This window comes from Xylocopilactobacillus apis (assembly GCF_033095965.1).
Taxonomy (GTDB): Bacteria; Bacillota; Bacilli; order Lactobacillales; family Lactobacillaceae; genus Xylocopilactobacillus; species Xylocopilactobacillus apis.
The window spans coordinates 869712-882159 of the sequence record NZ_AP026801.1 but is presented as its reverse complement, the minus strand read 5'-3'; the positions used below and the strand labels follow the sequence as shown (position 1 = coordinate 882159).

Sequence of the window (12448 nt, the reverse complement as noted above, 5' to 3'; positions counted from 1 at the left end):
TTTTAAGTTTTTCGAGATCTTCCTTGTCAATAAAAAAGGTGACTTCACCGGTATCAAGATTTACTTTAGCCTTTACCTCGATATTTTTGTTAAGGACAAACTAATCCAAAACATTTTAAAAAATCAATTTTTCCAATTATGTTAGACTTTTGCTAGGTTAATGATAACTTTATTTCAATGAATATTAGACTCTTCAAGATTGATAATTTCATGAGGGACATCTTTTAATTCATCGTCTCTATGTGAAATAAAGATAATTGCATATTTGTTGTACTTATTGATAACATTTAAGAATTTACGAGCGGATTCAATATCAATTTGAGATAATCCCTCATCAATTAACGTCAATTTATCTTGAGAGACTAGCGCACGTGCTAAACCAATCCGCTGCTTTTCACCGCCAGAAAAATGAGCAGGATCTCCTTTAGGAATTTCTAATTCATTAATAAGATTATCAATTGAATTTCTTTTTACATCTCTACCCAGTGAAATATTGCCTTCAACGCTATCATCGAATATATAACCATCTTGGGGAACCATTTGTACCAGATTCGATCGATCAAGATAAGTCATGTTTTCAGTTGAGGTATTATTATAATAAATTTTGCCTTCAGTCGGCGTTAACTCACCTGTAATGACTTTAAATAAAGTAGTTTTACCGATCCCAGATTTTCCAAAAACTTGAATAAAATCACCCTTTTTAACTGTAAAATTTAAATGTCTAAAAACATAATCATTGGAGACTTGATATTTAAAACCCACGTCTTCAAATTTTAAATCATGAAAAGACTGCCTAATCTCAGTATCTTGGTTATTGTTTGTAACTGATTTAGACGAAATCTCAGCTATTTTTTGACTAATTGGAATTGTGGAATTAACTGCGACCAAAAAGCGGCTTACAATTCCCAAAGAATCAAATATTTTTGCACTTAGTTCTAATACGGCAACAATACTGCCGATTGAAATTTTACCTGCAAATACTAATAAACCCGTTGCACCTATCAAAATTAACTGGCTCACAATATTTAGAAATGCTGTCACCATTCCAACTTGTCCTTGTATTTTTGCATTTTTCACACTGGCTTCTTTTAATGATTATGATCCTCTATCAATCAAAGCGCAAAAATATGAGTATGCAGATAATGCAGCAAGATTTTGATGACCTTTAATTGCTTCGGAAACCCGATTCATTAATTGAGAATTACCTGAGGAAATCAACTTCCCGCCTTTTTTTGTATATTTAGAAAGAGTTCTTGGAACAAACAAAAGCAGCGCCGATAATAAAATTGATAAAACAAATAATCTCCAATCATAAAATAATAAAGCAAGTAGTGAAAATGAGGCATTGCCAACAAATCTCATCATCCGATAAACGCTTTGAAATCCATTGTTTTCAAGAAAAGTAACATTACTCTGAAGCAACGCTTGATATTCAGAATCTGGCCGAGAATTATAATTTTCCGGCGTCATATTCTCCAATCCTTTTGCAACTTCTAAACGAATTGTCCTGGACATACTTTGAATTGTCTGTTCTTGAACAACACCAGTAAAATATCCAACTACAAGCGAAACGATCCACAAAAGCATCACGATTCCAATTGTTTTAACGAAATCAGATACTTGCTTGTTTACCAAATTTGTCGTAGCAGTTCCCAACATTGTTGCAGCGTAAACTTGTAAAAGAGAAGAGAAAGATACATAAAAAAAATAAATATATTTGCTTTACAAAATATTTTCATAACTGCCATGGTTGGGGATCCTTTCTACGTATAAAAATATACATAAAATAAATTTATGTTTGATCTTTTCAGTATAGGTCAATTTTACGAGAAAACAATGCACACGATTTTTTATTTAGGATTTTAAAGCTAACTTTAGCTAAGATAAAAAAGGATAATAGTTGCTTTTAAAGCTCTGTTATCCTTTTTTGCTTAATTATTTATTTGTATTGCCATCTGAGAGTAACACGGTTTTTACTAAGATATGGAGCAGGAACCCACTGATTGTTTCCGACTTTGTAGTAATCGTTTTGATAACCAAATACTTTCCACCTAGTACCATGTTGTAAATACTTATTTGTCGGATTATTTTTATCAGGCGTTTGATAAACTCGAACTCCATAACCGGGAATATATTCGATTTGTACCCAGCCGTATAAAGTTACAAAGATAGGATTGTTAGATATAAACCTTGCTTCAATCCAACTTTTACCTTTATAATAATTTTCCCAACCAGAGTCTAAGTCATTTGTTCTATCAAATTGATACCAAGTTTTACCATTAACAACAGCTTTTTGAGTGATATGAATTGCTGTACCATGTTCTAATCCACCTACGTTGTTAGAATAATTCACTCCCCTTGGAAAATTATAAATATTGACCGAATATCCAGGATAGTTGACATAACCTATCGTATTCATTTTATTACAAGGATAAATTGCATACTCTGAAGGAATCCATTGATTTTTACCTATGTTATAGAACTTGTTTTGAATCCCAAAAACTTTCCAGTTACTGCCATCTGGCAGTAATTTTTTTGTCGGATTTGAAGTACTGGGCGTACTATAAACCCTAATGCTATATTTAGGTACAAAGTTAATCATCAAAGATCCGCTTCGCGGCTCCATTGTTGATTTTTCGTAAATAAATGCTGAACTAGTTTCAGCCTGCACCTCATTAACGGATGAAATCCAAACAACAAACGATGCTAACGCTACAATCACAATTCTAATTAAACGTGCTCCTTTATTTTTCATTGTTAATTACCTCCTAACAACTATCATTTTCCGATCTAACAAAATCTAACATCTATCGCCTCCTTTCATAACTTATTTAATTTGCTGAAGAATAGCGTTTAACTCCAAGAGTCCATAATTTTCGTGATAAAACATACATTAATAAATTGTAAATAAGCAGATAAATTAACAGATAATAGTTATGCTTACCTTTAAAAATAATAACCGGCATGTTTGTCACCAATAAAACTGGAAAAATATAGGTAAAAATCGTTTGAATGATTTGAGGAAATATTGATAGAGGTCGACTCAGCAGATTAATTGTATTTTCCACGATCCCGCCTAAAGCTGTAAAACCTTCAAACCAAAAGGAAAAAGTAACTGCTATTTGATTCATTAAAAAAACAAAACAGGTTCCCAAAAATATAGTTAACAAATAAAGTAGTATTTCAACCCAATTAAAGCGTTTACTAATAATGATTGAAACTGACATAACACCCGAAATAACTAAATTGAAACAACTAGGAATATCTAAATGCGAGAGCGCTGAATACCAGTAACTGGAAACCGGTCTTAAAAACAGATAGTCTAAATTACCTTCCAAAATATCTTCACTAAGATTTTCGTGACCAACGATAAAGAAAATATTATAAATATAAGTAATAGTTGTAATTGAAGAAATCAATAATAGATAATCTGATCTCGTCCAACCATTAAGATTACTTTCAACCGAAAAATAAATCATTCCAACTATAATTTCGATTGAAAAAAATAATGCGGCTAAAATGAAAGTCAAAATACTAGTAGTTTTATAAACTAGAAATTCTTGAAAACTTAATTTCCAAGCAGATTTTAATATTTTTAAATTCATACGCCAACGCCTTCATATTTCTTAATACCTTTATTTAACAGCAATTTATACAACCCTAGAAAAACTATTATCCATATAATATTGGCTAAAAAATAAGTAAAAATACTATATGTATTTTGTCCTGTAATCATCCTGGCTGGGACATCAGCTATTAGAGAAAAAGGATTAAATTCTAAAACCTTAACAATTCTTGTTCCAAAAAATGACAGCGGAAAATAAAGGCCGCCTAAAACTAAATAACAAGCATTTACCCCTGAACGCAAAGGCCACATATTTATTAACCAAAAGCCTAAAGTTCCAAGAACCATCATTAAGGTAAAAAACATTATAAAACTCACGATAATGTAACTTCCTAAAAGCAGACCTTCTTTAAAATCAAATGTAAATACTGACAAAATTAAAATTACAACTAAATAAAGAAACTGAGATCCAAGATAAGATGCAAAGTTCTCTCCATAAATTGAGATTGGTCGATAAAGTAATGTGTTTAAACTCCCATCTCTGATTCTATTGGCTAATTTAAAAATTGGAGTCGTACTAAAAAGAATAGATAGCAGGTTGGTAATAATTAAATACTTCACCATATCAGATAAAAGAAATCCATTAATTGATTGGTGCCCTGAAGCATGATAAATTCCCATCCACATCCAGATACTTACCAACATTTGTAAAATCTTTGTAACTAAAAGAGTAATTTCATTACTTTTATAAGTAACTCTAGCTAATAGACTATTTGTAGCAATAACGAGATACTTCATTTATTCTGTTCCTTTTTAGCAAATAGATTCATAACAAAATCTTCAAGAGAGATACCTTGGCGGGTAACTGAAAGAATTTTTTCTATTCCCAACTCTTCGATTTTTTTTGAAACATCTTTTGCATCGATTACAATCTCTTTCTGTTTTTCACCATCCGAGTATTTTATTAAAAAATGTTGGAATTCTTCGGGGTTTATTGGCAAATCATTTGTAGAGCCATCGTAAACGAGACTCCCCTTCATAATTATTAATAAACGATCAGTTAACTCTTCAATATCTTTTAAATAGTGAGAAGTGATTATAATTGTCGTATGATGTTCACGATTCTCTTTTTTCAAAAATTTATAAATCGAACTTTGGGTTACAATGTCTAACCCAAGTGTCGGTTCGTCAAGAAATAAATATTTTGGAGAATGAATTAAAGAACACATCAATTCACAACGAACTCTTTGCCCTAAAGATAACTTTCTAACAGGGATCCTTAATATTTTTTCAACATCTAACATCCGGGTTAATTCTTGTAACCGCGATTGATATCTATCAGTCGGAATAGAATAAATTTTTGAAAGCATATTTAGAGTATCAATTGCTGGTAAATCCCAAGAAAGCTGCGATTTTTGTCCAAACAAGACCCCGATTTCTTTCAAAAATTGATTATTTTGGTTACTAGGAATTGTACTGTTTACTAGGATCGTCCCTTGTGTTGGATGCAAAATTCCTGTGAGAAGTTTTGTTAAAGTTGTTTTTCCTGCACCGTTAGGTCCGATTAATCCAACCATTTCTCCATCACGAATTTTTAGATTTATTTTTTCTAAAGCGTTTATTTTCTTTATGTCGCGCTTAAATAAATCTTTTAAAGTTCCTTTAATACCAGGATTTTTGATAAAAGTGGTATATTCAAACGACAAATCCTCTATTTTGATCATTATCTTAAATTTCCATTTAATACTTTTTTGATTCGTTCTTTGTAAACTTTACTCAATCACTTATATGTCATCATTAATAAATATTTTAGCCAAACTATATTCAAAATAATTAATAAAATAAATCATTATATTATGTAATATAATGATTTCTATAATAATAGTCAATTTTGTTGTAGATAATAAACGTAACTATAGCAATTTCTAATTCATAAAATTATAAATAATCTATGAATGCAGTTCAGAGTTGTTCATGATTTTTAATTAAAATAATGATATTATTTATAAAAAACATGGAACTTTGGAGACACAATATGCTTATTGGATTTAAAATTACTTTACAAAGAAAAATACTAAATATGTCTCAAGCTGAGCTGGCTGACGGAATTTGTACTCAATCTACACTATCAAAAATGGAACAAAAAAATATTGCCCCTATGACTGATACCCTAGTTAAAATTTGTCTAAGACTGGGGTTAACAGTCAATGATGTTTTAACTGAGTTTGATAACAGTAAATATCAAGAACAGCTTAATATTCTAGATCGAATTCAAATGCTCTTTACCCAACTTAAATTCGACGAAGCTAATAAATTGTTTAATACCCTTGATGAAAAAAATATAGTTAAAAAATTAAGCAGCCGATATCGATATGTTAAAGGTAATATCGATTTAATCATAAAATCCAACACAAGTGATGCTATTTTTAACTTTGGTATTGCTTTGCAGGAGGCAAATAACAACAAAGACGATATTCTAGCTGCTAATACCGGTATTGCTACCGCATATGCAATTAAAGGTGATGTAGAAAAAGCTAAATATTATTTTGACCAGGTTCTGTCTTATGCTGATAACATAACGATTAACAAATCGAACATCACGGATTATTTAAAAGCACTTAATAATGCCGCTAAGTTTTATTCAGATAACCACGATTATGGTAAAAGTAATGAAATTAGTGATCATATAATAAAAACAACGAAAAAAATGATAGCATTGCCTTACGTTGATCAGAGTTATTATCGTATTGCATATAATCTTTTTCATAAAGACCAGAAAAAATATGAGAAAGAAATCAATGACAACATGGAAAAAGCTTCTATTTTTGCAGAAGTATCTGGAAATGACGAATTATTAAGTTATATTAATGATTTTAAAAGAAATAAGAAATTTGTGAAAAACGAAAAAATTGAATAAATTTCAGATCTGTATGATTTGACTTCTAATTTACTCTTATTTGAATCTTGATAAAAAACATAGCAGGACTATACAAATCACTGATATTAGGTAAAATTAAATACGTTGCTTAAAAGAATTCAAAATGGAGTAAAAATGAAAATCAAAAAAATATTTTTAACAATTACAACGATATTACTACTAACAGTTTTTGTCGGATGCGAAAACAAAACTGGTGGAAGTTCTTCTGACTCAGTAAAAACTCTTCGCATGGCAGAGTCAATAAACTCTTCTACTGAAAGAATTTGGTATGTTTGTTACACGGATCAAAATAAAAACATCACTCCCAAAACTGAAGTTGGCGGCGTTATTGTCACCAAAGATGCCAAAATAACTGCTTATGTTACAGCTGCAAGCCATAAAACAATGAAAGATTTTAATTCAAAGAAAAGCAATGAGGATGTTATTGCCTACGCTAAAAAGTTATCTAAAAAAGGTGAAATTGGTACTGCCAAGAAGAAATCTGTAATTAAAAAAGACAGCAAAGTTAATCTTTATATGGATATAACAGGCAAGAAAGTTGCTGGTGAAGGAATCGATGGAATCACCGCTCCAGGATATTTCATGACGCGTGTTGTTTCAAATACTAAAGTCGGAGATTACAACTATGGTGGTTTAAAGGATCCTGTTATTAATGGAGGAACCGAACAACTTTCTTATTACGTGGTAACTCGTCTTGATAACAAAAATCAAAAATTTGCTTTTGATAAAGTTAACGAGAAAAATACGAAAAAAGTATACATGAAGAGTTATCCAAAAAATAGTAAATCTAGTTCTTCAAGCAGCAAATCAAACCCAGCTGTTTCTAAAAGCGAAAAAAGCAGTTCTAAGTCAAATAAATAATACTTTTATAAAATAGCGAAAGCTATTTTATTTTTTTGCCAAAATTTTCTGCATTACAGTATTTACACTACTTGCATAAATTGAGCCGAATTTATTGAGGTGAACCATCAAATAATATAAGCGATAGAAATTGATCCTTAAATTAAATCCTTCATCCAATGGGTAACTTTCTTGATACGATTCATAGAAATCTTTAGAAAAGCCTCCAAAAACTGTAGTAATACCAACATCAAATTCTCGATCACCGTAAAAACATGCAGGATCAATTAATGCAGGACTTCCATCTTCTAAAAACATATAATTCCCGCCCCATAAATCTCCATGTAGTAGAGATGGTTTCGACTTATGTTGTTTTAAAGATTCATTAATGATCTCCCTTGCTTTTCTATATTGATCAAAATCATTTTTGGCCCAAAGGTTTTTGGATCCAATCATTTCTGATAAAGGATCAAGTCTTCGATCAATAAAAATTTCACTCCAAGTATCAGTCCAACTATTATCAAAAGCCATTTCGCTGCCTTGATACTTCACATTAAACCCGTACCTGTTGTTGGGACTGTTGTAGTGATGTAATTGAGCAACTATTTTTCCTAAATCACTTTGTTTGCCAAAACCTTTTTTCAGATAATTTAATAACAAATAACTATCACCCATAATTTGACCATGTGCAATAACTCTTGGGGCTTGAATACCAATTTGTTCAAATAAACTCAATCCGGCAATTTCTCCTTCATAAAAATTAATATTCGATTGAGGTTGAACTAATAAGAAATAATCACAATTGGATGTTATAACACGATAAGCTTGATTTACATCCCCTCCAGTAACTGGAATACACCGTTTAATATCAGAAATTGGTAATTCATATAACCATCTTTCGTTCATTTTTACGTCCTTTCACTAATATTAGTCTATATCAATGCTTCGATTAAAGTATTATCATAATCATATAAGGAATTTTTTAAAAAGAAAGGATTCTAAAATGAAAAAAATAATTAATAATCCTCATGATGTAGTACCTGAAATGATTGATGGAATGGTACGCTCATATCCTCAAATTGTTAATCTTATCAATAATACTTACGCTGTTGTTCGATCCGATCAAGAATCAATGAAAGGAAAAGTTGGAGTCATTAGCGGCGGTGGATCTGGACACGAACCAACGCACGCAGGTTTTGTCGGAAAAGGGATGCTTAGTGCTGCGGTTGCTGGTCAAGTATTTACCTCACCTACTCCTGATCAGATCTATGAAGCAATCAAAGCTGTAGATCAAGGCAATGGGGTTTTTATGATCGTAAAAAACTATTCTGGTGATGTAATGAATTTTGATATGGCCAAAGATTTAGCTGATGCAGATGGAATAAAAGTAAAGTCAATTGTTGTCGATGACGATATTGCAGTTGAAAATAGCCTCTATACCCAAGGACGGCGGGGCGTCGCGGGAACTCTTTTTATGCACAAATGTATCGGGGCCGCTGCTGATCAAGGAGCTAGTTTAGACGAACTTGAATCTTTAGCAAAAGAAATATTACCCCACATTAATACGATTGCAGTTGCTCTTTCTGCAGCAACAGTACCTGAAGTTGGCAAACCAGGATTTACTTTAGCCGAAGATGAGATTGAATTTGGCGTTGGAATCCATAGTGAACCAGGTTATAAAAAAGAAAAAATGATGTCCTCTAAAGAACTTGTGAGTGAACTGATTGGAAAATTGGACAATTCTCTTCATTTAGAGTCTAATAAACAATATGCAATGCTTGTGAATGGTATGGGAGCTACTCCTTTGATGGAACAATTTATCTTTACCAAAGATACACTAGATAAACTTGGTGAAAAAAACATTACGCCTGCATTCATGAAAGTTGGAAATTTAATGACCTCTATTGATATGGCAGGAATTTCATTAACACTTTTTGAACTTGCAGATAAAAAATGGCTTGATTATTTGAACTATCCTGTCAAAACAATTGCCTGGAGTTAGAAAGGAATTATTATAAATGATTAACGTAACTAAAGCTCAAGAATGGCTTAAAATTTTTGCTCAAAAAATTGATGAGAACGCTGATAAATTGAGTCAGCTCGACGAACCAATTGGCGATGCTGATCATGGAAATAATATGAACCGTGGTATGCAGGCAGTTGTTGAATCTTTTGATAAAGAAAATGATCCTGATCTCAGTACCGTTTTTCGTGATACAGCAATGGCGTTGATTAGTAAAGTTGGCGGAGCATCCGGCCCACTTTATGGAACCGCTTTTTTAGAAATGTCTAAAAAAGCCAAAGAAACCAGCGATTTAGGAGAATTACTTCAAACTGCTCTTGAAGGTATCGAAAAAAGAGGGAATTCTAAACCAGGTCAAAAAACATTGATCGATGTTTGGGATCCTGTTGTTAAAGCGGTTAAAAATAATTCGTTAGACGAAAAAACAATCGATGCAGCAGTAGAAAGCACTAAATCCATGTTAGCAACAATTGGACGAGCATCTTATCTTGGTGATCGATCAATCGGACACATCGACCCAGGTGCTGCAAGTTCAGGTGTTTTATTTAAATCAATGATTGAAGCGGGGATCAAATAATGAGTTTAGGCATTTTAATAGTTTCACATGTTTCTGATATTGCAAAAGGTTTAAATACCTTGGTTAAACAAGTGGCTCAAGATGTTCCAATCACGTTTGCTGGCGGAACTGACGATAATGGAGTCGGAACTAGTTTAAATAAAATTCAACAAGCTTTATCTGATAATTCAGCTGACGAAATTCTTGCATTTTATGACCTTGGCAGCGCAAAAATGAATCTTGAAATGGCAATCGAAATGTCTGATAAAAAAATTCATTTGTATGATGTTGCACTAATTGAAGGAACTTATACAGCTGCTTCTTTATTGCAAGCTAATGTTGATTTAAATACGATTGAATCTCAACTCCAACCTTTAAAAATAAAGTAATTTGGAGGAATTTGAATGCTTAGTAAGCATGAATTTGAAAATTTAATTCAAAATCAACCAACTGTTTTTATTCTTGGAGCAGGTCTTTCTACAGCTTCCGGAATTAGTGATTTTAAAAGCCTCCAAAATAATTTTGATACTACAGAACTTCTTAGCACTGAAGCGTATGAAAATAATTATTGGAAGCAGCATGATTTTATGGCCAAAAATTTAATGGTCGAAAGCCACCCCAATCCTGCTCACGTTTGGTTAGCGAAGCTAAGTCAACAGTCAAATATTAAACTAATTAGTCAAAATATCGACTTGCTGCTGGAAAAAGCCGGAGTTAATCCAGACCACTTATTAAAAATTCATGGGACTTTAGATCATTTTTCTGATCGTAATCATCAACCAGTTCAACTGACCGAAGAAGAATACAAAAAAATGACTCCTGAAACAGGAGATCATAATAAAGTACGTCCTGACATTGTCTTTTATGGTGAACAAGTTAAAAATTTTTCAAAAGCAATTAGTTGGGTTGATCAAGCAATAATTGTTGTGGTAATCGGTACCAGATTAAATGTATTCCCTGTTAGTGAACTAGCTCTCTCAGGGTCTAATATGGAGAAACTGATTATAATAAATACTGATCATTTAGCAATAAATGGTTCTGACAAAGTAACAGTTGATCAAATTAATGAGCCAATTGTTACTTGGCTTAATAATGAGTGAAAGAGGTTCATTTCCAAGAACTTCTTTTTTTATCTGAAAAATAAAATTTTTTCTGAAAATAATGATTATTTTCATTAATTTTTTCTTTAAAATTCCAAAACCTAATAGTATCCTTGTAGTATACAAGATTATAAGGAGGATTATTTTTTGGAAAAGCAGCAATCTGTTTTAAAAACTTCAGTTTTGGGTTTACAGCATTTGTTAGCGATGTATTCAGGTGATATCCTGGTTCCTTTACTTATTGGGGGGGCACTAGGATTTAATGCTGCACAAATGACATATCTAGTTTCTGCTGACATATTTATGTGTGGCATTGCGACATTACTTCAAATTAAACGAACTCCGCTAACTGGAATCGGTTTACCAGTAGTTTTAGGATGTGCGGTTGAATACGTTGCTCCTTTACAACAAATTGGAAAAACATTAGGTCCCGGCTACATGTATGGGGGAATTATTGCAGCCGGGATTTTTATTTTCCTAATTTCGGGCGTTTTTGCTAAATTAAGAAAATTTTTTCCCCCTCTTGTAACTGGATCTTTAATCACCTTAGTGGGTTTTACGCTGATTCCCGTTGCTTTTCAAAACATTGGCGGCGGTGACGGCACATCCAAAAACTTTGGGGCTCCAATCAACTTACTTTTAGGACTAATTACCGCTTTAGTTATAATCTGCATTAATATTTGGGGACGAGGTTTTATTCAACAAATATCAGTCTTACTTGGTATTTTAGTTGGAAGCATTGTTGCTGCTTGTTTAGGTCAAATTGGGTTTGAATCGGTAAGTTCAGCTCATTGGTTTCAAATTCCAAGACTATTTTATTTTTCTATTCCAAAATTTGAATGGTCTTCCATCGCCACAATGATCCTCGCAGCATTTACCTGTATGATTGAATCAACCGGAGTTTATTTTGCACTGAGCGAAGTCGTGGGTCAAAAATTAAATGAACGTGATCTAGCTGATGGCTATCGTTCTGAAGGATTAGCAGCTATCCTTGGAGGACTTTTTAATACGTTCCCTTACTCTACTTTTTCACAAAATGTGGGTATTGTTCAATTATCAGGAATTAAAACACTCAAACCGGTCTATTATTCTTCTTTCTTTTTAATTATTTTAGGAATGATTCCAAAAGTTGGTGCTATTGCAAACTTAATTCCTACCTCTGTTTTAGGTGGTGCAATGTTAGTAATGTTCGGGATGGTTGGTGCCCAAGGAATAAAAATGTTAAGTGCCGTTGAAATGACAACTAAGAACTTACTAGTAATTGCCATTTCAGTTGGATTAGGATTAGGTGTTACCACTCAGCCTCAATTATTCCATTTTTTACCAGCTTCAATTCAGACGATATTAAGTAATGGGATGGTAATTGGAAGTATTACTGCAGTAATAATGAACTTGTTATTAAACGGCAGTAGTTCAAAAGACTAAA

14 protein-coding genes are annotated in these 12448 nt (G+C 32.4%); 7 read left to right on the top strand and 7 right to left on the bottom strand.

The annotated features are described in order from the left end of the window. Positions 1–174: 174 nt before the first annotated feature. The 6 genes from R8749_RS04175 to R8749_RS04150 all read right to left on the bottom strand — a co-directional run bounded on the left by R8749_RS04175 (position 175) and on the right by R8749_RS04150 (position 5289). On the bottom strand, positions 175–1077 hold the full coding sequence (locus R8749_RS04175) for an ATP-binding cassette domain-containing protein (protein WP_317698184.1): 903 nt from the start codon (positions 1075–1077) through the stop codon (positions 175–177). 18 nt (positions 1078–1095) lie between these two features. After that, on the bottom strand, positions 1096–1713 hold the full coding sequence (locus tag R8749_RS04170; protein WP_317698509.1) for an ABC transporter transmembrane domain-containing protein: 618 nt from the start codon (positions 1711–1713) through the stop codon (positions 1096–1098). A gap of 226 nt (positions 1714–1939) precedes the next feature. Further along, the gene (locus R8749_RS04165; protein WP_317698183.1) at positions 1940–2755 is read right to left on the bottom strand and encodes an SLAP domain-containing protein; all 816 of its coding nucleotides are present in this window, start codon (positions 2753–2755) and stop codon (positions 1940–1942) included. A 76-nt stretch (positions 2756–2831) separates the two neighbouring features. Further along, complete coding sequence (locus R8749_RS04160) at positions 2832–3605, bottom strand: ABC-2 family transporter protein (protein ID WP_317698181.1); 774 nt, start codon at positions 3603–3605, stop codon at positions 2832–2834. Then, positions 3602–4363: an ABC transporter permease gene (locus R8749_RS04155; protein ID WP_317698180.1), complete on the bottom strand. Its 762-nt coding sequence runs from the start codon at positions 4361–4363 to the stop codon at positions 3602–3604. Before R8749_RS04155 ends, R8749_RS04160 begins: the two co-directional genes overlap by 4 nt. After that, positions 4360–5289, bottom strand: coding sequence for an ABC transporter ATP-binding protein (locus tag R8749_RS04150; RefSeq protein WP_317698179.1), 930 nt, complete (start codon positions 5287–5289; stop codon positions 4360–4362). Before R8749_RS04150 ends, R8749_RS04155 begins: the two co-directional genes overlap by 4 nt. A 311-nt stretch (positions 5290–5600) precedes the next feature. On the opposite strand from R8749_RS04150, the gene R8749_RS04145 reads away from it, so the two are divergent. Together R8749_RS04145 and R8749_RS04140 are read left to right on the top strand one after the other, a co-directional pair. After that, positions 5601–6482: a helix-turn-helix domain-containing protein gene (locus R8749_RS04145; protein ID WP_317698177.1), complete on the top strand. Its 882-nt coding sequence runs from the start codon at positions 5601–5603 to the stop codon at positions 6480–6482. Positions 6483–6617: 135 nt separating this feature from the next. Continuing rightward, positions 6618–7364, top strand: coding sequence for a hypothetical protein (locus R8749_RS04140; RefSeq protein ID WP_317698175.1), 747 nt, complete (start codon positions 6618–6620; stop codon positions 7362–7364). Between the two features lie 27 nt (positions 7365–7391). On the opposite strand, the gene R8749_RS04135 is transcribed toward R8749_RS04140, so the two are convergent. After that, positions 7392–8249, bottom strand: coding sequence for a fructosamine kinase family protein (locus tag R8749_RS04135; RefSeq protein ID WP_317698173.1), 858 nt, complete (start codon positions 8247–8249; stop codon positions 7392–7394). A 97-nt stretch (positions 8250–8346) separates the two neighbouring features. Here R8749_RS04135 and dhaK point away from each other — a divergent pair, with 97 nt between their 5' ends. From dhaK to R8749_RS04110, 5 genes are all read left to right on the top strand, one after another. After that, positions 8347–9345, top strand: a complete 999-nt coding sequence (gene dhaK, locus R8749_RS04130; RefSeq protein ID WP_317698172.1) for a dihydroxyacetone kinase subunit DhaK — start codon at positions 8347–8349, stop codon at positions 9343–9345. Between the two features lie 16 nt (positions 9346–9361). Next, positions 9362–9943, top strand: a complete 582-nt coding sequence (dhaL, locus tag R8749_RS04125; RefSeq protein ID WP_317698171.1) for a dihydroxyacetone kinase subunit DhaL — start codon at positions 9362–9364, stop codon at positions 9941–9943. Further along, positions 9943–10311, top strand: coding sequence for a dihydroxyacetone kinase phosphoryl donor subunit DhaM (gene dhaM, locus R8749_RS04120; RefSeq protein WP_317698170.1), 369 nt, complete (start codon positions 9943–9945; stop codon positions 10309–10311). The genes dhaL and dhaM overlap by 1 nt, the downstream gene beginning before the upstream one ends. Before the next feature lie 15 nt (positions 10312–10326). Next, the gene (locus R8749_RS04115; RefSeq protein ID WP_317698168.1) at positions 10327–11022 is read left to right on the top strand and encodes an SIR2 family NAD-dependent protein deacylase; all 696 of its coding nucleotides are present in this window, start codon (positions 10327–10329) and stop codon (positions 11020–11022) included. 147 nt (positions 11023–11169) lie between these two features. Next, on the top strand, positions 11170–12447 hold the full coding sequence (locus R8749_RS04110) for a nucleobase:cation symporter-2 family protein (protein ID WP_317698167.1): 1278 nt from the start codon (positions 11170–11172) through the stop codon (positions 12445–12447). Position 12448 lies beyond the last annotated feature (1 nt).

Excerpts from the sequence above, each read along its gene's own strand:
- R8749_RS04165 (WP_317698183.1), bottom strand. The coding sequence starts at position 2,755 with ATGAAAAATAAAGGAGCACGTTTAATTAGAATTGTGATTGTAGCGTTA.
- R8749_RS04160 (WP_317698181.1), bottom strand. The coding sequence starts at position 3,605 with ATGAATTTAAAAATATTAAAATCTGCTTGGAAATTAAGTTTTCAAGAA.
- R8749_RS04155 (WP_317698180.1), bottom strand. The coding sequence starts at position 4,363 with ATGAAGTATCTCGTTATTGCTACAAATAGTCTATTAGCTAGAGTTACT.
- R8749_RS04150 (WP_317698179.1), bottom strand. The coding sequence starts at position 5,289 with ATGATCAAAATAGAGGATTTGTCGTTTGAATATACCACTTTTATCAAA.
- R8749_RS04145 (WP_317698177.1), top strand. The coding sequence starts at position 5,601 with ATGCTTATTGGATTTAAAATTACTTTACAAAGAAAAATACTAAATATG.
- R8749_RS04140 (WP_317698175.1), top strand. The coding sequence starts at position 6,618 with ATGAAAATCAAAAAAATATTTTTAACAATTACAACGATATTACTACTA.
- R8749_RS04135 (WP_317698173.1), bottom strand. The coding sequence starts at position 8,249 with ATGAACGAAAGATGGTTATATGAATTACCAATTTCTGATATTAAACGG.
- dhaK (WP_317698172.1), top strand. The coding sequence starts at position 8,347 with ATGAAAAAAATAATTAATAATCCTCATGATGTAGTACCTGAAATGATT.
- dhaL (WP_317698171.1), top strand. The coding sequence starts at position 9,362 with ATGATTAACGTAACTAAAGCTCAAGAATGGCTTAAAATTTTTGCTCAA.
- dhaM (WP_317698170.1), top strand. The coding sequence starts at position 9,943 with ATGAGTTTAGGCATTTTAATAGTTTCACATGTTTCTGATATTGCAAAA.
- R8749_RS04115 (WP_317698168.1), top strand. The coding sequence starts at position 10,327 with ATGCTTAGTAAGCATGAATTTGAAAATTTAATTCAAAATCAACCAACT.